This is a genomic window from Roseomonas sp. USHLN139 (assembly GCF_037145735.1).
GTDB lineage: Bacteria > Pseudomonadota > Alphaproteobacteria > Acetobacterales > Acetobacteraceae > Pseudoroseomonas.
Map to the genome: position 1 here is coordinate 271778 of NZ_JBBCWY010000007.1, position 18337 is coordinate 290114.

Sequence of the window (18337 nt, forward strand, 5' to 3'; positions counted from 1 at the left end):
TCATCCCGGTGGGCATCATCCCGGTGGGCGTCATCCCGGTCGGCCTGATGCCCGGCGGCCGCCGCCTCCTGTAAGCCGCCGTTCCTAAAGTATCGTGACGCCCGGCGCGCCGTCCACGACGCGGCCGATGATGGCGGCGCGGGAAAAACCCTCGGCGCGGACGCGGTCCAGCACCGACCCGGCGGCTTCCGGCGCCACGCTGAGCAGCAGCCCGCCCGAGGTCTGCGGATCGGCCAGCAGCAGCCGGCGCCAGTCCGGGCAGTCCTGCGGCAGGGTGATCGCCGCGCCGTAGCTCTCCCAGTTGCGGTGCGAGGCGCCGGTGATGAAGCCGGCCTGGGCCAGCGCCTCCGCCTGGCCGAGCAGCGGCAGGGCGGCCGCCTCGATCTCCAGCCGCGCCCCCGAGCCGCGCGCCAGCTCCAGCCCATGGCCCAGGATGCCGAAGCCGGTGACATCGGTGATGCCGTGCACCGCGCTCTCGGCCGCCAGGCTGGCGCCGACCCGGTTCAGCTGCGTCGTCGAGGCGATCATCTCGGCATAGCCGCCCTCGGGCAGCCGGCCCTTCTTGATCGCGGCGGAATAGACGCCGACGCCCAGCGCCTTGGTCAGGATCAGCGCATCGCCGGGGCGCGCCATGGTGTTGCGCCGCACCTGCGCCGGATGGCCGAGGCCGATCACCGCCAGGCCGTAGATCGGCTCGGGGCTGTCGATCGAATGGCCGCCGGCCACCGGGATACCGGCCTCGGCGCAGATCGCGGCGCCGCCGGCCAGGATCTTGCGCACCTGCTCCGGCGCGAGCTTGCCCAGCGGCATGCCGAGGATGGCCAGCGCCATGATCGGCTTGCCGCCCATGGCATAGATGTCGGAGATGGCGTTGGTCGCGGCGATGCGGCCGAAATCGGTCGGATCGTCGACCATCGGCATGAAGAAGTCGGTGGTGGCCATCACCGCCAGCTCGTCATTGACCTGCCAGACGGCGGCATCGTCGCTGGTCTCGGCGCCGACCAGCAGCTGGGCGAAGGGGCCGGCCTGCGGCTGGCCCGCCAGCAGGCCCTGCAGCACCGCCGGCGCCAGCTTGCAGCCGCAGCCGCCGCCATGCGCCAGTTCCGTCAGCCGCGGCATCGCATCCATCTCCGCTCTCCCTCCACCTTCTGCGTTGGCTGCGAAGATGGCGGCGTGGCGCGCTGGCGAAAAGCCCCCAGGTGGCGAAAGCCCTTGGGTGGCGAAAGCCTGGCCCGCATGGTTACATGGCGGGGATGATCCTCGCGACCCGCCCGCCATGCTGAGCTGGCTGCGCCGCCCCCGGGCGGAGGCGGCGGCGCCCGCATCGCCGCGGCCGGCGGCGGCGGGCGAGGGCAACCGCATCCACGACCTGCTGGACGCCATCGGCCTGCCCTGGCGCCTGCCGCGCGGCCGGCTGGCCGAGCGCCACGGCACCGCGCCGCACCCGGCCTTCACCCAGACGGTCATCGCCCCGCCGACCGTGCGGCCGCTGGTGCCGGGCCTGCTCTGGCCGCTCGGCACCGCCGTCTGGCACGACGCGCCGCCGGACCTGCCGCCGGTCAGCTTCTCCTCGGTCGCCTGGCTGTCGGCCGATCCCGCCGCGAATATCCGCGCCGTGGTCGCCGCGCTGGCGCCGCATCTCGGCCCGGTGGCGGTGGTCGAGAGCGGCGGCGTGCTGCGCGCCGAATGGCGGGAGGGCGCCGCCGCCCTGACCCTGACCACCTGGCCGCAGGCCGCGCATCGCGAGCCCAACCCGGCGCATCAGCACGAGCCGCGGCTGCGCCAGGCCTGCCACATCGCCATCGAGACCGGCTTCCGCCGCCGCCTCTCGGCGCAGGAGCGCGAATGGCTGGCCCATGCCGTGCCGCTGGCCGAGAACCCCTCCCGCCCGGCGCCGAGCCTGGAGGCGCTGGCGCGCCGCCCGGCGGCCGAGATGCTGCTGGAATTCGCGCGCGAGCCCGAGCCGGCGATGCGGCCCTGGCTCGGCCAGCTCGCCCGCGGCCCGGCGACCGAGGCGCTGATCTTCTGCCAGGGCCAGTTCTGCCTGGTGCCGACCGGGCGCATCGAGGGCTTCGCCGTCGAGCGGCTGCTGCCCGCCAAGGGCGCCGGCGGCGCGACGCTGCTGGCGCGCCTCAGCGCCGCCCGCCCCGGCTGGCTGCCGCCGGTGCTGACGCTGGCCCGCGACCCCTCGCCGGACGGGCTGACCCTGCTCGGCGAGCGGCTGGCCGCCGAATTCGCCCGCCCGGTCGAGATCATCCCCTATGCCAGCGACGTCTGACCCCCGGCTGCTGCATTTCGTCACCCATCCCGAGGTGCTGATCGACCCGGCCGTCGCCGTGCCCGACTGGCCGCTCTCCGAGCTTGGCCGCGCCCGCATGCGGCGGGCCGTCGCGGCGCCCTGGGCGCGGGCGGTGGATGCGCTGTTCTGCAGCGCCGAGCGGAAGGCGCGCGACGCCGCCGCGATCCTCGGCGCCGCGCGGCGGCTGGCGCCGGTGGTGCTGGAGGCGCTCGGCGAGAACGACCGCTCGGCCACCGGCTACCTGCCGCGGGCCGAATTCGAGGCGACCGCCGATTTGTTCTTCGCCCATCCCGAAGAGAGCATCCGCGGCTGGGAGCGCGCGGTCGATGCCCAGGCGCGCATCCTGCGCGGCATCGAGCAGGTGCTGGCCCTGGCCGGCCCGGCGCGCCGCATTGCCGTCATCGCGCATGGCGGCGTCGGCGCCCTGCTGCTCAGCGCGCTGTCCGGCCAGCCGATCAGCCGCGCCACCGACCAGCCCGGCGAGGGCGGCGGCCAGTATTTTTCCGTCGCCCTGCCGGAGCGGCGGGTGGTGGCGGGCTGGCGGCGGATCGAGGCCGGTTAGGGCAGCCGTCCCCGCCGGGCTGCAACCCGGGTGCCGCCTGCCGCCTTTTCCTCGGCCTGGCCTGGACCATGGCGCTTTCCCTCTTCCGCGCATGAGGCTTCGACCTTGCCCCTGACCCTCTCCCGCCGCCTGCCTGTCCCCTGCCGGAGCGGCCGGCGATGAGCGTCGGCCTGCTGGCGCTGCTCGACGACGTGGCGGCGCTCGCCAAGGTCGCCGCCGCCTCGCTCGACGATATCGCGGCGCAATCGGCCAAGGCCGGCACCAAGGCGCTGGGCGTCGTCATCGACGATGCCGCGGTGACGCCGCGCTATGTCGTCGGCTTCGCCGCCTCGCGTGAGCTGCCCATCGTCGGCCGCATCGCGCTCGGCTCGCTGAAGAACAAGCTGCTGTTCCTGCTGCCCGCCGCCCTGCTGCTCGGCGCCTTCGCGCCTTGGGCGATGACGCCGCTGCTGATGCTGGGCGGCCTCTACCTCTGCTACGAGGGCGCGCAGAAGATCATCGAGAGCCTGCGCGGCCCGCACCAGGCCAAGGCCGCCCCGGCGGTGACGCCCGCCAATGCCACCCTGCTGGAGGAGCAGAAGGTCCGGAGCGCCATCAAGACCGACTTCATCCTCTCGGCCGAGATCATGGCGCTGACCCTGGCCGGCCTCACCACCCCCTCGGTGGTGGCGCAGGCGGTGATCCTCGGCCTGGTCGGCATCGGCCTCACCGCGCTGGTCTATGGCGGGGTGGCGCTGATCGTGAAGGCCGATGATGTCGGCGTGGCGCTGGCGGCCAATCCGCGTCCCGCCGGCACCCTGCTCGGCCTGCGCGGCCGCCCGGCGCCGGGCGACGCCACCCCCGCCTCCGCCGCCGATCGCGCGCTGCGCCCCGTCACCCAGGCGGTGGGCCGCGGGCTGGTGGTCGGCATGCCGGGCTTCCTGAAGCTGCTCGCCATCATCGGCACGGCGGCGATGCTCTGGGTCGGCGGCGGCATCCTGCTGCATGGCACCGAGGAACTCGGCTGGACCCTGCCGGCGCATCTGGTGGAGGGCGCCGCCCATGCCACCAGCAATGGCGTCCTCGCCTGGCTGGTCACCGCCGGGCTGTCCGGCCTGATCGGGCTGGTCGTCGGCACGCTGCTGGTGCCGGTGCTCAGCCGGATCCTGCCGCACTGAGGCGGCGGCCGGCCGCCTGCCGGCGCGCCAGGATGGCGCGCGCGCCGGCAGGCCGGGAGCGCGACGCCCGGGCGTCGGCCCCGCCTCGCCGGTGTTTGCGCCCGGCACCATCACGACCGTTCGGCCAGAGTGATTTTTCCGCCTGGTCAATCATCCCGGCATAGGGCTTGCTTGTCCCAAGAAGATTTCATTCCGGGATGACACGATGATGCGATGGCGTAACTGGCTGGCGCTCGGCGCCCTGGCTCTGGGTCTGGGGGCCGCCGCGCCCTCCCGCGCCGAGCCGCTGAAGATCGTGTTGGAGGCGGAGATCGTCACCCTCGATCCGCATTTCACCGGCGCCTATATCACCCGCACCTTCGGCTACATGGTCTTCGACACGCTGTTCGGCCCGGATTCCAAGGGCACGATGCAGCCGCAGATGGTGGAGAACTACACCACCTCCGAGGACGGGCTGACCTGGCGCTTCACGCTGCGGCCGGGCCAGACCTTCCATGACGGCGCGCCGGTCACCGGCGCCGACGTGGTCGCCTCGCTGAAGCGCTGGTTCACCCGCAGCGCCCTCGGCGGCCGCCTCGCCGCGGTGACCGAGACGCTGGAGGCCACCGGCCCCGACAGCTTCATCCTGGTGCTGAAGGAACGCTACGGCCTGGTGCTCGACACCCTCGGCACCACCTCCTCGCCGACGCCCTTCATCATGCCGGCGCGGATCGCGGCGACGCCCGGCTCGACCCAGGTCTCGGAGATCGTCGGCTCCGGCCCCTTCGTCTATGACCGCGCCCGGCACCGCACCGGCGACAGCCTGTATCTGCGCCGCAACGCCGCCTACAAGCCGCGCCCCGAGCCCAGCGACTTCCTGGCCGGCGGCAAGGTGGTCAAGGTCGACGGCCTCGACATCCGCGTCATCCCCGATGGCGCCACGGCCTATTCGGCGCTGCAGGCCGGCGACATCGACTACATGCAATACGCGCCCTTCGACATGCTGGCCGCCATCGAGCGTGACCGCCGGCTGCGGCTGATGAACTTCACCGGCGCGCATATGTTCACCGGCCATTACCGCATCAACACCGCCTCGCCGCCGTTCAACGACCCGGCCATCCGCCGCGTGCTGCTGCGCCTGGTGAACCAGACCGAGGTCATGGCCGGCCTCGGCCTCGATGGCCGCTATTCACAGTCCTGCGCCGCCTTCTTCATCTGCGGCTCGCCCTATGAGACGCTGCAGGGCGCCGAGGCTCTGGCCGATCCCTCGATCGAGGCCGCAGCCGCCGCGCTGAAGCAGACGAAATATGCCGGCGAGCCGGTGATCGTGCTGACCGCCTCCGACCTCGAGGCGCCCAAGGTCTCCAGCCAGATCCTGGCCGACCGCCTGACGCGGGCCGGCTTCAAGGTCGACCTGCAGGTGATGGACTGGGCCTCGGTGCTGGCGCGCCGCACCCAGCGCCAGGGCTGGAGCGTCTATGGCGTGCATGCGCTGGGCTTCGACCTGGCCTCGCCGCTGACCAATTCGGTGATTGCCTTCAACTGCACCAGCTCGCTGACCGGCGGCTTCATGTGCGACCAGCGGCTGGTGCCGCTCTACGAGGCCTTCGCCCGGGCGCCGACGCGCGAGGCGCAGCGCGCCATTGCCGGCCAGATCCAGGCTATCGTCTATGAGCAGGGCCTGGGCATCCCCTTCGGCCAGTTCGCCCAGCCCGCCGCCTATCGCGCCGTGCTGGAGGGGCTGCCGAATTCGGCGATCCCGCTGTTCTGGAACGTGACGAAGAAATAGGGTCCTCCGATGATGTATGACGTGATCGTGGTGGGGGCCGGCTCTGCCGGCGCCCCGCTCGCCGCCCGCCTCTCCGAGGATCCTTCCCGGCGTGTGCTGCTGCTCGAGGCCGGGCGCGACTGGCGTGCGGCCGATGCCCCGCCGGCGCTGCGCAGCGCCAATATCATCCCCTTCATGCGCGACCCGGCGCATCAGGCCGAATGGCAGTGGCCGGGGCTGGAGACCCGCCGCACCCGCGTCCAGGCGCCGCGCTTCTACTGGCGCGGCAAGACCATGGGCGGCTCGTCCACGGTCAATGCGCAGATCGCCATCCGCGGCGTGCCGGCGGCCTTCGACCACTGGGCGTCGCTGGGCTGCACCGGCTGGTCGGCCGCCGAGGTGCTGCCGATCTTCGACCGCATCGAGGACGACAACGAGACCGCCGCCGGTCCGGGCCGCCGCCAGGGCGGGCCGCTGCCGGTCTGGCACGCGCCGCAGGCCGAATGGGGCGCGGTCGATCGCGGCCTGCGCGACGCGGCGCTCGGCCTCGGCTATCCCTGGAAGGCCGACCTGAACGCGCCGCAGGGCGAGGGCGTCTCCTGCTACCCGATCAACAGCCGCGACGGGCTGCGGGTGACCACCAATGACGGCTATCTGGAGCCGGCGCGCGGCCGGGCCAATCTCGAGATCCGCGGCGGCGCGCTGGTCGATCGCGTGCTGTTCGAGGGACGGCGCGCCCGCGGCCTGCGGGTCCGCTTCGAGGGGGAAGCGGCCCCCGTCGAGATCGCGGCGCGGGAGATCGTGCTCTGCGCCGGCGCCATCCACAGCCCGACCATCCTGATGCGCTCCGGCATCGGCCCGGCGGCGCAGCTGGCGGCGCTCGGCATCCCGGTGCTGCAGGACACCCCCGGCGTCGGCCAGGGGCTGATGGACCACCCGATCCTGCGCGCCAGCCTGCAGCTGAAGCCCGAGCATGTCGCGGCCGGGCCGGACAGCCGCCACACCAATTGCTGCCTGACCTACAGCTCCGGCCTCGGCCAGGGCGGCGAGCGCGACATGATCATGATCGCCTTCAACCACAGCGGCTTCGTCCCCGGCGGTCCGGCCCCGGTCGGCTCGATCGGCGTCGCGCTCTACGACGCCTTCTCGCGCGGTGAGGTGCGGCTGACCTCGGCCGACCCCGCCGCCAACCCGGTGGTCGAGGAGAACATGCTGGACGATCCGCGCGACCGGCTGCGGATGCGCGACGGCCTGCGCCGCCTGGCCAGGATCGTGGCGCAGGCGCCGGTCAGCGCCCTGGCCACCGGGATCCGCTTCGGCGAGCTCGACCTGCCCTTCGCCGAGGCGGTGGCGCTGCCGGATGCCGAGCTCGACGCGCTGATGCTGGCCGAGTGCAACGACATCCAGCACGCCGCCGGCACCTGCCGCATGGCGCCCGCCTCGGACCCGATGGCGGTGGTCGATCCCGATCTGCGGGTGCAGGGGGTCGAGGGGCTGCGCGTGGCGGATGCCGCGATCATGCCGACCGACTGCCGCGCCAACCTGCACTTCACCTGCGTGATGATCGGCGAAATGGCGGCGCAGCGGATGCGCGCCGGATAAGCTCAAGTAAGGGGCGCGGGATTTTCATCGGTCCCGCCGCCGGCTTCTTGGCGCCATATTGGGAACTTCGGGCGAATGCTGTTCCGCCGCGGGAAAACCCGCGGCGGCTGGCCGCGTTACTGCTGCACCGCGCCCGCCTGTCGCAGGGGCGGACGCTAGCAGACCAAGGATGACCCGATGAGCGTCTTCAGCAGCATCATGAACAAGATTTTCGGCCATCGCGCCGAGGCCGCGCCGGCTGCCGCGCCGGCCCCCGGTGGCGCCCCCACCGCGGCCACCCCGCCGGCGCCGATGCCCGGCGATGCGCCGATGGCCGCGCCCGGTGGCACCCCGGTCGGCACCTCCCCCGCCGCCGCCGCGCCGGCCGCTGCGCCCGCCACCCCGGCCCAGCCGGTCGATGTCGAGGCGGTGCTGACCGACATGGCCGCCAAGTCCGGCCAGACGCTGAACTGGCGCAGCTCGATCGTCGACCTGATGAAGCTGCTCGGCCTCGACAGCAGCCTGCAGAACCGCAAGGAGCTGGCGCGCGAGCTGAACTACAGCGGCGACACCGAGGATTCGGCGGCGATGAACATCTGGCTGCACAAGCAGGTGATGCAGAAGCTGGCGGCCAATGGCGGCAAGGTGCCGGCCGAGCTGGCCGACTGAGCGGCCCGGCGCGGCGGCGCCGCGATGGCTCCGAAAGAGGATCTCGCCCGCTACCGCGCCAAGCGCGACTTCACCCGCACGGCCGAGCCGGCGGGCGATGCGAAGCCGGCGCGGCGGGGCCAGTCCCGCGCGCCGGCTTTGGTCATCCAGAAGCACGATGCCACCCGGCTGCATTACGACCTGCGGCTGGAGCTGGAGGGCACGCTGAAGAGCTGGGCGGTCACCCGGGGCCCCAGCCTGGACCCGGCCGACAAGCGCCTGGCCGTCGAGGTCGAGGACCATCCGCTGAGCTATGCCAGCTTCGAGGGCACCATCCCCGCGGGCCAGTATGGCGGCGGCACGGTGATGCTCTGGGACCGCGGCAGCTGGGAAAGCCTGGATGACGATCCGGCCAAGGCCCTGGCCGCCGGCAAGCTGAAATTCCGCGCCCATGGCGAACGGCTGCAGGGCGGCTGGACCCTGGTGCGGATGCGCCGCCGCGCGAAGGAGAAGCGCGACAACTGGCTGCTGATCAAGGAGGATGACGAGGCCGCGCGCCCCGGCGAGGGCGAATCCCTGGTCGAGGCGGCGCAGACCTCGGTCGCCTCCGGCCGCAGCATGGCGGAGATCGCCGGCGCGGCCGCGGCGAAGCCGGCGGCGAAGACCCGGGGGCGCGCCTCGCCCGGGCGCATCGCCGCGGCGCGGCAGAAGGCCGGCGCCCCGCCGCCGCCCCGCGCCCCCCGCCGCCGCAAGGCGGAGGAGCGTGCCGCCGCCGAGGCGCCGATCGAGATCGGCCGCTTCGTGCCGCCGCAGCTCTGCGTCAGCGAGGACCGTGCGCCCGCCGGCGAGGCCTGGCTGCACGAGTTGAAGCTCGATGGCTACCGGCTGCAGGCGCATCTCCGCGACGGTACGGCCATCCTCTTCACCCGCAACGGCCTCAACTGGACCGGGCGCTTCCCCGAGACCGCCGCCGCGCTGGGCAGGCTGCCGGATGCCGTGCTGGATGGCGAGCTGGTGGCGATGGACGCCGAGGGCACGCCGGATTTCGCCGCGCTGGTCGGCGCCATGGAGCAGGGCCGCACCGGCAGCCTGCGCTTCTTCGCCTTCGACCTGCTGGCCGAGGGCGACAAGGACTGGCGGGGCGCGCCGCTGACCGAGCGCAAGGCGCGGCTGCAGCAGTTGCTGAAGCGGGCGCCGGAAACGGTGGTCTATGTCGAGCATTTCGCCGCCGCCGGCACGGCGGTGCTGCGCTCGGCCTGCCGCATGGGGCTGGAGGGCGTGGTCTCGAAGCGCGCCGTCTCGCCCTATCGCGCCGGGCGCAGTGCCGACTGGGTGAAGGCCAAATGCCGCGGCAACGACGAGTTCGTCATCGGCGGCGTCGGCAAGGGGCCGAAAGGCAGCATGACCCTGCTGCTCGGCGCCTGGCGCGATGGCGGCCTGGTCTATCTGGGCCGGGTGGGCTCGGGCATCTCCGGGGCGCAGGCGGCCAGCCTGGTGCGGGCGCTGAAGCCGCTGGGGCGCAGGACCTCGCCCTTCTCGGCCGGGGTCGATCCGGCCGACCGGCGCAGCGCCCTCTGGGTCGAGCCGCGTCTCGTCGCCGAGATCGACTTCGCCGGCTGGACCGGCGAGGGCCGCATCCGCCAGGCCTCCTTCAAGGGCCTGCGCGAGGACAAGCCGGCAGCGGAGGTGACGCCGCCCGGCCCGCTGGCCAGGCCCGGCAGGGCGGCAGCGCCGAAGCCGGCCGCCTCTGCCCCCCGGCTGAGCAATCCCGGCAAGCGGCTCTGGCCGGAGCCGCCGGTGACCAAGCAGCAGCTCGCCGACTACTACGCCGCCGTGGCGCCGCGGCTGCTGGCCTATGCCGGCGGCCGGCCGGTCTCGCTGCTGCGCGCGCCGGACGGCATCGAGGGCCAGCGCTTCTTCCAGCGCCATGCCGGCCGCGGCACCTCGTCCCTGCTGCGCGAGGTGAAGGTCGAGGGCGAGCGGGAACCCTATCTGGCGCTGGACAACGAGGCCGGGCTGGCGGCGCTGGCCCAGGCGGCGGTGCTGGAGATCCACCCCTGGGGCGCCCTGGCGGAGGATGTCGATCGCCCCGACCGGCTGGTCTTCGACCTCGATCCCGGCGAGGGAACGTCTTTCGGTGCGGTGATCGACGCGGCCCGCGATCTCAGGAAGCACCTGGCGCAGCTCGCGCTCGGCGCCTTCGTCAAGACCACCGGCGGCAAGGGGCTGCATGTGGTGGTGCCGCTGACCCCCGGCGCCGGCTGGCCGGCGGCCAGGGCCTTCTGCAAGGCGCTGTGCGACGTGCTGGCCCAGGCGAAGCCGGACCGCTACACCACCACCCTGGCCAAGAAGGCGCGTCGTGGCAGGATCTTCCTCGACTATCTGCGGAATGACCACGGTGCCACGGCGGTGGCCGCCTGGTCGCCGCGGGCCCGTCCCGGCGCCCCGGTCTCCCTGCCGGTCGGCTGGAAGGAGCTGGGGCCGAAGCTGGACCCGCAGGCCTTCACCATCGCGACCGCGCCCGCCCGGCTGAAGCGCGCCGATCCCTGGGAAGGCTATGCCGAGGCCGCCCGCCCGCTGCCGGATCTTGGCGAAGCGTAACGCGCCCTACCGACGCCGCATCGCGGCGCCCATCTGAAGGACATGCTGACCCGACGCCTGCTGCTGGCCGCGCCGGCGCTGCTGCCGCTGGCCGCCCGCGCCGAGGCCGATCCGCGCCTGGAACCGGCCCTTGCCGCCGCCGGGGCACTGGCGCCGCTGCACAACCTGATCGTCGCCCGGCATGGCCAGGTCATCGCCGAGCGGCATTACCGCGGCCCGCCGCCGGATCGCCCGGCCAATGTCAAGTCGGTGTCGAAATCGGTGATCGCCGCGCTGGTCGGCGCCGCCATCGCCCGCGGCCATCTGGACGGCGCGGACCAGCCCATCGCGCCGATCCTGCGCGACCGCCTGCCGCGCGAGGCCGATCCGCGGCTGGCCCGCGTCACCATCGGCAACCTGTTGTCGATGCAGGCCGGGCTGGAGCGCACCTCCGGCGCCTCCTACGGGCAATGGGTGGCCAGCCGCGACTGGGTGCGCGCGGCGCTCGCCCGGCCCTTCGTCGCCGAGCCGGGCGGGCCGATGCTCTACTCCACCGGCAACACGCACCTGCTCTCGGCCATCCTGACGCGGGTCACCGGGCGCTCCACCCATGCCCTGGCGCGCGACTGGCTGGCCGGGCCGCTGGACATCGCGCTGCCGCCCTGGCCGCGCGACCCGCAGGGCATCTTCTTCGGCGGCAACGACATGCTGATCTCGCCGCGCGGGCTGCTGCGCTTCGCCGAGATGCACCGGCTGAACGGCCAGGCGGTGAATGGCCAGGAGGTGCTGCGCCCGGACTGGATCGCCGCCTGCTGGACGCCGCGCACCGCCTCCGCCTTCACCGGCGACGCCTATGGCTATGGCTGGTTCCTGCGGCCCGTCGGGCAGCAGCCGCGCTTCTACGCCTGGGGCTTCGGCGGGCAGATGGCGCATGTGCTGCCCGGGCTCGGCCTCTCGGTCGTGATGACCTCGGACCCCCGGCAGCGCTCGGGCGGCGCCGGCGGCCATGCCCGCGCGCTGCACGCGCTCGTCGAGCAGGCGATCGTGCCGGCGCTGGCCTGATGCTCAGGCCTGCAGGTAGTCGATGCGGGCCAGCACGCGGGAGATGGCGCGGGCCACCGCCATCACCTTCGGCTCCTCCACCCCCATGCGGGCGGCGGTGAAGAGGCGGCCATTCTCCACCGGGGGATTGGCCGTGAGCAGCGTCATGCTGCCCTCGGCCACATAGCGCGCCGCCATCCGCACCGGCAGCAGTCCCGCCCCGATCCCGCCGGCGACGAGTTCGGCGATCACCGCCACCGAGGTACAGACGGAAAGACGGCGCGGCGCGATGCCGGCGGTCGCGAACCAGCCGCCGATCTGCCGGTGCATCGCCGCCGGCGGCGGGTTGGAGATCACCGGCAGGTCCCAGAGGTCGCGCGGGCTGACCGGGCCGGCCAGCCGCCAGCCCGACGGTGCCACCCAGCTGGTCGGCTGCGCGCCGAGCGGCGTCATCGCCAGCCGCTCGTCGCCGATCGGGTTCAGCAGCACGGCGATGTCCAGCGTGTCGCGCAGCAGCGCCGTCTCCAGCGTCGCGCTGGTCGAGACCACCCATTCCGGCTGCAGCGCCGGATGGTCCTCCCGCAGGGCGGCCAGCAGAGGCGGCAGGCAGGTCACGGCGAAGCCCTCCGCCAGGCCGACGCGGATCGGACCGGCGATGTCGCGCACCGGGTCGGCGCCGCCGATGCCGCGCAGCTCGGCCATGATGGCGGCGACCCGCGGCAGCAGGGCGCGGCCCTCCGGCGTCGGCCGCAGCCCCCGCCCGGTGCGCTCGAGGATTTCCGCGCCGATCGCCTCGCGCAGGTCCTTCAGCCGCAGCGAGAGCGTCGGCTGCGCCAGGTTGAGGTGCTGCGCCGCCCGCTGCGCCGAGCCGAGCTGCACCGTCCAGAAGAAGGCCTCGAGCTGGGCGAGCGTGACCCGCATGCCGCTATCAGTTTTTCCAATATGACGAGTTTGAAACATCCCATTTGATTGTGGATGTCAATGATCCGATGACGGCGGGAAGACGAACACCAAGCGCGGCGCAGCCCGCGCGCTCCGGAGAGGAAACCCCACCATGGCGGCCCCCATCGCCAGCACCCGTGACCGTCCCGACATCATCGCCAAGGCGGCCTGGCGCATCCTGCCGATCCTGATGGTCTGCTATTTCGCGGCCTTCCTGGACCGGGTGAACATCGGCTTCGCCGCGCTGACCATGAACCAGGATCTGGGCTTCAGCGCCTCGACCTTCGGCTTCGGCGCCGGTATTTTTTTCCTTGGCTATGTGCTCTGCGAGCTGCCGAGCAATTTGATGCTGGTGCGCTTCGGCGCGCGGATCTGGATCGCCCGCATCCTGATCACCTGGGGCCTGCTCTCGGCGGCCACCGCCTTCGTCTGGAACCCGACCAGCTTCTATGCCGTGCGCGTGCTGCTCGGCGCCGCCGAGGCCGGCTTCTTCCCCGGCATGATCTTCTACATGACGCTGTGGTTTCCGCGCGAATACCGGGCGCGGATGTTCGCCACCTTCAACATCGCCGTGCCGCTCTCCTCGGTGATCGGTGCCCCGGTCTCCGGCCTGATCATCGAGCACATGAACGGGCTGCAGGGCCTGGCCGGCTGGCAGTGGATGTTCCTCCTCGAGGCCATGCCCGCCATGATCATGGGCGTGGTCGTGGCGCTGGCCCTGCCGGACCGCCCGGAGACGGCCAAGTTCCTGACCGCCGAGGAGCGCGGCTGGCTGTCCAGCCGCATGGCCGCCGAGCGCGCGACGCAGGAACGGAAAGAAAAATTCAGCATCGGGCGGGCGCTGACCGATGGCCGCGTGCTGCTGATGTGCGCCATCGCGGTCGGCCTGGTCATGGGCACCACCGGCATCGCCATCTGGATGCCGCAGTTCATCAAGGCCTTCGGCCTCTCCACCGTGCAGACCGGCTTCGTCGCCGCCATCCCCTCGGCCTTCATGGCGCTGGCGATGATCCTGGTCGGCCGCCACGCCGACAAGACCGGCGAGCGCGTCTGGCACGCCGCCGGCCCCTTCCTGGCCAGCGCGGTGGGCTTCCTGATCGCCGCGCTCGCCAGCGACCCGCTGGTCGGCCTGCTCGGCCTGACCATCGGCGCGGCCGGCATCGGCGGCGCCTCGCCCAATATCTGGATCTTCCCGACCACCCTGCTGACGGGTGCGGCCGCCGCGGCCGGCATCGCGCTGATCAACTCGGTCGGCAGCACCGGCGGCTTCTTCGGCCCCAGCATCATCGGCTGGGTGCGCGACGCCACCGGCGGCTTCGCCGGCGCCCTCTTCGTCCTCGCCGGCGCCATGGCGGCCACCGCCATCGCCATCCTGATCCTCGGCCGCAGCATGCGCGAGATGATGCAGCAGCGCCCCGCCCCCGCCGCCACGGAAGCCGAAGCATGACCATCGCCGCCATCCGCCTCTACCACCTGGTCGCCCCGCTGCCCGAGGTCATCGGCAATGCCCTGGTCTTCTTCGACCGGCGCGAGACGCTGCTGGTGGAGATCCGGGACCGCGCCGGCCGGTCCGGCTGGGGCGAATGCTGGCAGGCCCCGGCCGCCGCCCGGGCGATCATCGAAAGCCGCCTGGCCGGGCTGCTGCTCGGCCAGGACGCGCAGGCCATCACCCGCCACTGGCACGCCCTGCTGAATGCCGCCGGCACCGACCGCGGCGGCCCGGCGCTGATCGCGGTGGCCGGTCTCGACATCGCGCTGCACGACCTGGCGGCGCGGCAGCAGGGCGTGCCGCTCAGCACCCTGCTCGGCGGGCGGATCCGCGACCGCATCCCCGCCTATGCCTCCGGCCCCTTCTTCAAGCCCGGCGGCCATCCCTATCGCGACTTCGAGCGCGACGCGGAGACGTATCTGCGCGCCGGCTTCCGCGCCATCAAGCTGCGCAGCGGCTTCGACCCGGCCGACGATGCCGCCACCGCCCTGGCCGTCCGCCGGCTGATGGGCGAGGAGGGCACGCTGATGCTGGACTTCAACCAGTCCTACGCCCCGCGCGCCGCGCTGGCCGCCGCCCGCCGGATGGAGGAAGCGAGGCTGCTCTGGATCGAGGAGCCCAGCATCCCCGACGACCTCGCCGGCTACCGCATGCTGGCGCCGCAGCTGACACCGGCGCTGGCCGGTGGCGAGACATTCGGCAGCGCCTCGGCCTTCCTGCCCTTCCTGGAGGCCGGCTGCCTGGACGTGCTGCAGCCCGACATCGCCCTTTGCGGCGGCCTGACCGGGACGAAGCGCGTCGCCATGCTGGGCGAGATCTTCGAGCGGCCGGTCGTCCCGCATGTCTGGGGCGGCATCGTCAATTTCCAGGCGGCGCTGCATTTCACCGCGACGCTGCCGGCGATCCGCAGCGGCGCCCGGCTCGGCGCCTATCCCTTCCTGGAATTCGACGCCGGGCCCAACCCGCTGCTCGACCTCTGCGGGCGGCCGCGGCTCAACGCGGACGGGACGGTCTCCGTGCCGGACGCGCCGGGGCTGGGGATCGAGCTGAAGCCGGAGACCTTCGCGGGCTTCGTCCAGGCGCACAGCGCGATGGAAGCCTGAGGATCGGCGGGGCGCGCGGTCCTGCCGCCCGCCCCGCCGCCCCGCCGCCTGTTCTTGCAGCCCGCCGGTCGCCGCCCCACCTGCGCGACATGCTCGATCCCCAACGCTTCCTTGACGCCCAGGGCCCCGTGCTCGACACCGTCCGCGCCGAGCTGGCGGCGGGGCGCAAGCGCAGCCACTGGATGTGGTTCGTCTTCCCGCAGCTGCGCTGCCTCGGCCGCAGCCCGACCGCCCTGCATTACGGGCTGGAGGATCTCGACGCGGCCCGCGCCTATCTGGACCATCCGGTCCTGGGCGCGCGGCTGGTCGAGCACACGGGCCTGGTCGCCGGCCATCCGGACAGGACGGTGAGCGGGATCTTCGGCAGCCCGGACGACCTGAAGTTCCGCTCCTGCATGACGCTGTTCGCCGGCGCCGCCCCGCCGGCGGTGACCGTCTTCCGGGACACGCTGCAGCAGCGCTTCGGGGGCGCAGGCGACCCGCTCACCCTGCGGGCGATCGGCTGACCCCCCTGGATTGCCCGCGCTTGTGCTTTCGGTCATCATGACGGCGCCGGCCGCGCGTCGTGGCCTGGCCCAGGCGGCGCCCGATGATCCAGCTCCCGCGTCCTGCATGACCGAGGCCTCGCGCCTGCAATCCGCCCTCGCCGAGAGCGAGGCCCGGCTCCGCCGCGTCCAGCGCATCGGCCAGGTCGGCGGCTTCGAGATCGACCTTTCCAGCGGCCTGAACCTGCGCTCGCCCGAGTATATGGCGGTGCAGGGGCTGCCCGCCGCCGTGGCGCAGGAAGCCCATGCCCATTGGGTGGCCCGCCTGCATCCCGAGGATCGCGAAAGGGCCGAGCGGCGCTTCCTCGAGGCGGTCTCCGACGCCAGCGGCGCGCTCGACTATGCCCAGGAATACCGCATCGTCACGCCCGCGGGGGCGGTGCGCTGGATCTCCGCCCGCGCCGAGATCGAGCGCGACGCCGAGGGCCGGGCGCTGCGCATGGTCGGCGCGCATCACGACATCACCGCGCTGCGTGAGACCCAGGCCGAGCTCGAGCGGCTGAACCAGGCGCTGGAGCAGCGGGTGCGCGAGGAGGTGGCCAAGCGCGAGGCCGCCCAGGCCCGCGCTGCCCATGCCGAGCGGATGCGCGCGCTCGGCCAGCTGGCCAGCGGCATCGCGCATGACATGAACAACCTGCTGCAGACGGTGCAGAGCGGCGCCGCCATCATCGCCCGCGCGCCCGACCAGCCCGACCAGGTCGCCGCCGTCGCCGAGGCGCTGCTGCAGGCGGCCGATCGCGGCACCGCGGTGACCAGCCGGCTGCTCTCCTTCGCCCGCCAGGCCGAGCTGCGCGCCGAGCCGGTGGACCCGGCCTGCCTGCTGGCGCAGCTAGCGGAGATGCTGCGCCACAGCCTGGGCCGCCAGTATGTCTGCGAGGTCGAGCCCTGCGCCGGCCTGCCGCCGCTGCTGGCCGACCGGCGGCAGCTGGAGACGGCGCTGCTCAACCTGGCGATCAATGCCCGCGACGCCATGCCCGAGGGTGGCCGCATCCTGCTCTCCGCCGCCGCCGAGCGGGTCGCGCCGGGCGCCGCCCATCCCGCCGGCTTGGCGCCCGGCGCCTATCTGCGGCTCGGCGTCCGCGACGAGGGCACGGGCATGGATGCGGAAACCCTGGCGCGGGTGACCGAGCCCTTCTTCACCACCAAGCCGGCCGAGCAGGGCACCGGGCTCGGCCTGTCCATGGCGAAGGGCTTCGCCGAGCAGTCCGGCGGCGGGCTGGCGCTGGAGAGCCGGCCCGGCGCGGGCACGCTGGTCTGCCTCTGGCTGCCCGCCCAGGCCTGACCGCACACGCAGAGTTGCCGCCTCCCCCTGGCCCCCGTGGCGCGTTGCCGGGGCGGAGGTACTTTGCCCATGCAGCTATCCCTTGCCGGCCAGGTGGCCGTCGTCACCGGCGCCAGCTCCGGCCTCGGCCGTGGCATCGCCGAGGCTTTCGCCGAAGCCGGCGCCGCGGTGGTGGTGAACTACCATGGCGGTGTCGAGGCCGCCGCCGAGGTGGTGCGCGGCATCGAGGCGACAGGCGGCCAGGCGCTCGCCGTGCAGGCCGATGTCGCCGACCCGGATGCGGTGGCGCGGATGTTCGAGGCGGCCGCCGCGCGCTTCGGCGGCATCGACATCCTGGTGGCCAATTCCGGCGTCCAGCAGGACGCGCCCATTGCCGACATGTCCCTGCAGGACTGGCACAAGGTGATTTCCACCAACCTCACCGGCCAGTTCCTCTGCTGCCAGGCAGCGCTGCGCCGCTTCCGCGCGCAGGGGCGCCGCCCCCATTCGCGGGCGCTGGGGAAGATCCTCTGCATGTCCTCGGTGCATGACCGCATCCCCTGGGCCGGCCATGCCAATTACGCGGCGGCCAAGGGGGGTGTCGCGATGCTGATGCAGACCCTGGCACAGGAGGTCGCGGCCGAGGGCATCCGGATCAATGCCATCGCCCCCGGCGCCATCCGCACCCGCATCAATGCCGAGGCGCGGGCCGAGGGCGAGGCGAAGATGCTCGAGCTGATCCCCTATGGCCGCGTCGGCGAGCCGGCGGATGTGGCGCGCGCCGCGCTCTTCCTGGTCTCCGATCTGGCCGACTACGTGGTCGGCACGACGCTCTATGTCGATGGCGGGATGACGCTCTATCCGGGCTTCCGCGGCAATGGCTGAGGCCGGCGAAAAAATGAGCGAGCCCCACGCTTTAACCGCCGGGTAAGCAAGCTCCCGGCAATGTGAGGGCACGCCGGATGACCCGGCGACGCAACCCCGCAGGAAGCCCCGCCGATGATCACCGCCACCCTCGCCCCCGCCGCCTCTCCCGCCCTGTCCCTGTCCCTGGCCGCGGCCACCCTGCCGGTCCAGCAGGGCCGCGCCGCCGAGGCGGCGGCCTTCCAGAAGGCGGTGGTCGCCCTGGAGGCCGCGCAGGCCGACCGGGCGCAGCGGGCCGAGGCGCTGCGGCTGAACCGGCGGCTGTGGCAGGCGGTGATGGTGGCGATCGCCGATCCCGACAGCGACCTGCCGCCGGCCCTCTGTCAGGGGCTGGCCACGCTGGCGGTGGCGGTGCTGCGCGAGCAGGACCGGCACAGCCCCGATCTCGGCTTCCTGATCGCCATCAACCGCCAGATCATGGCCGGCCTGGCCGCCTGGCACTGACGGCCGGCGGGCAC

Annotated in this window: 16 protein-coding genes; 14 read left to right on the top strand and 2 right to left on the bottom strand. The window is 73.1% G+C overall.

Features of this window, described 5'->3' with window-relative positions; genetic code table 11:
• Positions 1–84: 84 nt before the first annotated feature.
• Positions 85–1128 carry a selenide, water dikinase SelD gene (gene selD, locus WFI16_RS19610; protein ID WP_419899544.1) on the bottom strand — a complete coding sequence of 348 codons (1044 nt, stop codon included), beginning with the start codon at positions 1126–1128 and terminating at the stop codon, positions 85–87.
• A gap of 148 nt (positions 1129–1276) precedes the next feature.
• On the opposite strand from selD, the gene WFI16_RS19615 reads away from it, so the two are divergent.
• The 8 genes from WFI16_RS19615 to WFI16_RS19650 all read left to right on the top strand — a co-directional run bounded on the left by WFI16_RS19615 (position 1277) and on the right by WFI16_RS19650 (position 11636).
• Complete coding sequence (locus WFI16_RS19615; protein WP_419899545.1) at positions 1277–2278, top strand: hypothetical protein; 1002 nt, start codon at positions 1277–1279, stop codon at positions 2276–2278.
• The gene (locus WFI16_RS19620; RefSeq protein ID WP_419899546.1) at positions 2262–2861 is read left to right on the top strand and encodes a histidine phosphatase family protein; all 600 of its coding nucleotides are present in this window, start codon (positions 2262–2264) and stop codon (positions 2859–2861) included. The genes WFI16_RS19615 and WFI16_RS19620 overlap by 17 nt, the downstream gene beginning before the upstream one ends.
• A gap of 158 nt (positions 2862–3019) precedes the next feature.
• A complete protein-coding gene (locus tag WFI16_RS19625; protein WP_419899547.1) occupies positions 3020–4018 on the top strand; it encodes a DUF808 domain-containing protein in 999 nt (332 codons plus the stop codon).
• A gap of 205 nt (positions 4019–4223) precedes the next feature.
• Positions 4224–5786, top strand: a complete 1563-nt coding sequence (locus WFI16_RS19630) for an ABC transporter substrate-binding protein (protein WP_419899548.1) — start codon at positions 4224–4226, stop codon at positions 5784–5786.
• A gap of 9 nt (positions 5787–5795) precedes the next feature.
• Positions 5796–7367, top strand: a complete 1572-nt coding sequence (locus tag WFI16_RS19635; protein ID WP_419899549.1) for a GMC family oxidoreductase — start codon at positions 5796–5798, stop codon at positions 7365–7367.
• A gap of 177 nt (positions 7368–7544) precedes the next feature.
• Positions 7545–8015, top strand: coding sequence for a DUF3597 domain-containing protein (locus tag WFI16_RS19640; protein WP_419899550.1), 471 nt, complete (start codon positions 7545–7547; stop codon positions 8013–8015).
• A 24-nt stretch (positions 8016–8039) separates the two neighbouring features.
• Positions 8040–10595: a DNA ligase D gene (ligD, locus tag WFI16_RS19645; RefSeq protein WP_419899551.1), complete on the top strand. Its 2556-nt coding sequence runs from the start codon at positions 8040–8042 to the stop codon at positions 10593–10595.
• Between the two features lie 42 nt (positions 10596–10637).
• A complete protein-coding gene (locus tag WFI16_RS19650; RefSeq protein WP_419899552.1) occupies positions 10638–11636 on the top strand; it encodes a serine hydrolase domain-containing protein in 999 nt (332 codons plus the stop codon).
• Between the two features lie 3 nt (positions 11637–11639).
• Here the strand turns inward: WFI16_RS19650 and WFI16_RS19655 are convergent, their stop codons facing one another.
• The gene (locus WFI16_RS19655) at positions 11640–12536 is read right to left on the bottom strand and encodes a LysR family transcriptional regulator (protein WP_419899553.1); all 897 of its coding nucleotides are present in this window, start codon (positions 12534–12536) and stop codon (positions 11640–11642) included.
• A 133-nt stretch (positions 12537–12669) separates the two neighbouring features.
• Here WFI16_RS19655 and WFI16_RS19660 point away from each other — a divergent pair, with 133 nt between their 5' ends.
• From WFI16_RS19660 to WFI16_RS19685, 6 genes are all read left to right on the top strand, one after another.
• Entirely contained in the window at positions 12670–14004 is a 1335-nt protein-coding gene (locus tag WFI16_RS19660; RefSeq protein ID WP_419899554.1) for an MFS transporter, read from the top strand.
• Positions 14001–15149: a mandelate racemase/muconate lactonizing enzyme family protein gene (locus WFI16_RS19665; protein ID WP_419899555.1), complete on the top strand. Its 1149-nt coding sequence runs from the start codon at positions 14001–14003 to the stop codon at positions 15147–15149. The genes WFI16_RS19660 and WFI16_RS19665 overlap by 4 nt, the downstream gene beginning before the upstream one ends.
• Positions 15150–15238: 89 nt before the next feature.
• Positions 15239–15655, top strand: coding sequence for a DUF1810 domain-containing protein (locus tag WFI16_RS19670; RefSeq protein ID WP_419899556.1), 417 nt, complete (start codon positions 15239–15241; stop codon positions 15653–15655).
• Positions 15656–15761: 106 nt separating this feature from the next.
• A complete protein-coding gene (locus WFI16_RS19675) occupies positions 15762–16976 on the top strand; it encodes a sensor histidine kinase (RefSeq protein WP_419899557.1) in 1215 nt (404 codons plus the stop codon).
• A 69-nt stretch (positions 16977–17045) separates the two neighbouring features.
• Entirely contained in the window at positions 17046–17840 is a 795-nt protein-coding gene (gene fabG / locus WFI16_RS19680; protein WP_419899558.1) for a 3-oxoacyl-ACP reductase FabG, read from the top strand.
• Between the two features lie 114 nt (positions 17841–17954).
• Positions 17955–18323, top strand: coding sequence for a flagellar biosynthesis regulator FlaF (locus WFI16_RS19685; protein ID WP_419899559.1), 369 nt, complete (start codon positions 17955–17957; stop codon positions 18321–18323).
• The last annotated feature ends 14 nt before the right edge of the window (positions 18324–18337 follow it).

Bases quoted from the DNA above. Each gene is read 5' to 3' on its own strand.
- WFI16_RS19665 (WP_419899555.1), top strand. From the start codon at position 14,001: ATGACCATCGCCGCCATCCGCCTCTACCACCTGGTCGCCCCGCTGCCC.
- WFI16_RS19685 (WP_419899559.1), top strand. From the start codon at position 17,955: ATGATCACCGCCACCCTCGCCCCCGCCGCCTCTCCCGCCCTGTCCCTG.
- WFI16_RS19640 (WP_419899550.1), top strand. From the start codon at position 7,545: ATGAGCGTCTTCAGCAGCATCATGAACAAGATTTTCGGCCATCGCGCC.
- WFI16_RS19670 (WP_419899556.1), top strand. From the start codon at position 15,239: ATGCTCGATCCCCAACGCTTCCTTGACGCCCAGGGCCCCGTGCTCGAC.
- WFI16_RS19635 (WP_419899549.1), top strand. From the start codon at position 5,796: ATGATGTATGACGTGATCGTGGTGGGGGCCGGCTCTGCCGGCGCCCCG.
- WFI16_RS19625 (WP_419899547.1), top strand. From the start codon at position 3,020: ATGAGCGTCGGCCTGCTGGCGCTGCTCGACGACGTGGCGGCGCTCGCC.
- WFI16_RS19655 (WP_419899553.1), bottom strand. From the start codon at position 12,536: ATGCGGGTCACGCTCGCCCAGCTCGAGGCCTTCTTCTGGACGGTGCAG.
- ligD (WP_419899551.1), top strand. From the start codon at position 8,040: ATGGCTCCGAAAGAGGATCTCGCCCGCTACCGCGCCAAGCGCGACTTC.
- WFI16_RS19660 (WP_419899554.1), top strand. From the start codon at position 12,670: ATGGCGGCCCCCATCGCCAGCACCCGTGACCGTCCCGACATCATCGCC.
- WFI16_RS19620 (WP_419899546.1), top strand. From the start codon at position 2,262: ATGCCAGCGACGTCTGACCCCCGGCTGCTGCATTTCGTCACCCATCCC.
- WFI16_RS19630 (WP_419899548.1), top strand. From the start codon at position 4,224: ATGATGCGATGGCGTAACTGGCTGGCGCTCGGCGCCCTGGCTCTGGGT.
- WFI16_RS19675 (WP_419899557.1), top strand. From the start codon at position 15,762: ATGACCGAGGCCTCGCGCCTGCAATCCGCCCTCGCCGAGAGCGAGGCC.
- selD (WP_419899544.1), bottom strand. From the start codon at position 1,128: ATGGATGCGATGCCGCGGCTGACGGAACTGGCGCATGGCGGCGGCTGC.
- WFI16_RS19650 (WP_419899552.1), top strand. From the start codon at position 10,638: ATGCTGACCCGACGCCTGCTGCTGGCCGCGCCGGCGCTGCTGCCGCTG.
- fabG (WP_419899558.1), top strand. From the start codon at position 17,046: ATGCAGCTATCCCTTGCCGGCCAGGTGGCCGTCGTCACCGGCGCCAGC.
- WFI16_RS19615 (WP_419899545.1), top strand. From the start codon at position 1,277: ATGCTGAGCTGGCTGCGCCGCCCCCGGGCGGAGGCGGCGGCGCCCGCA.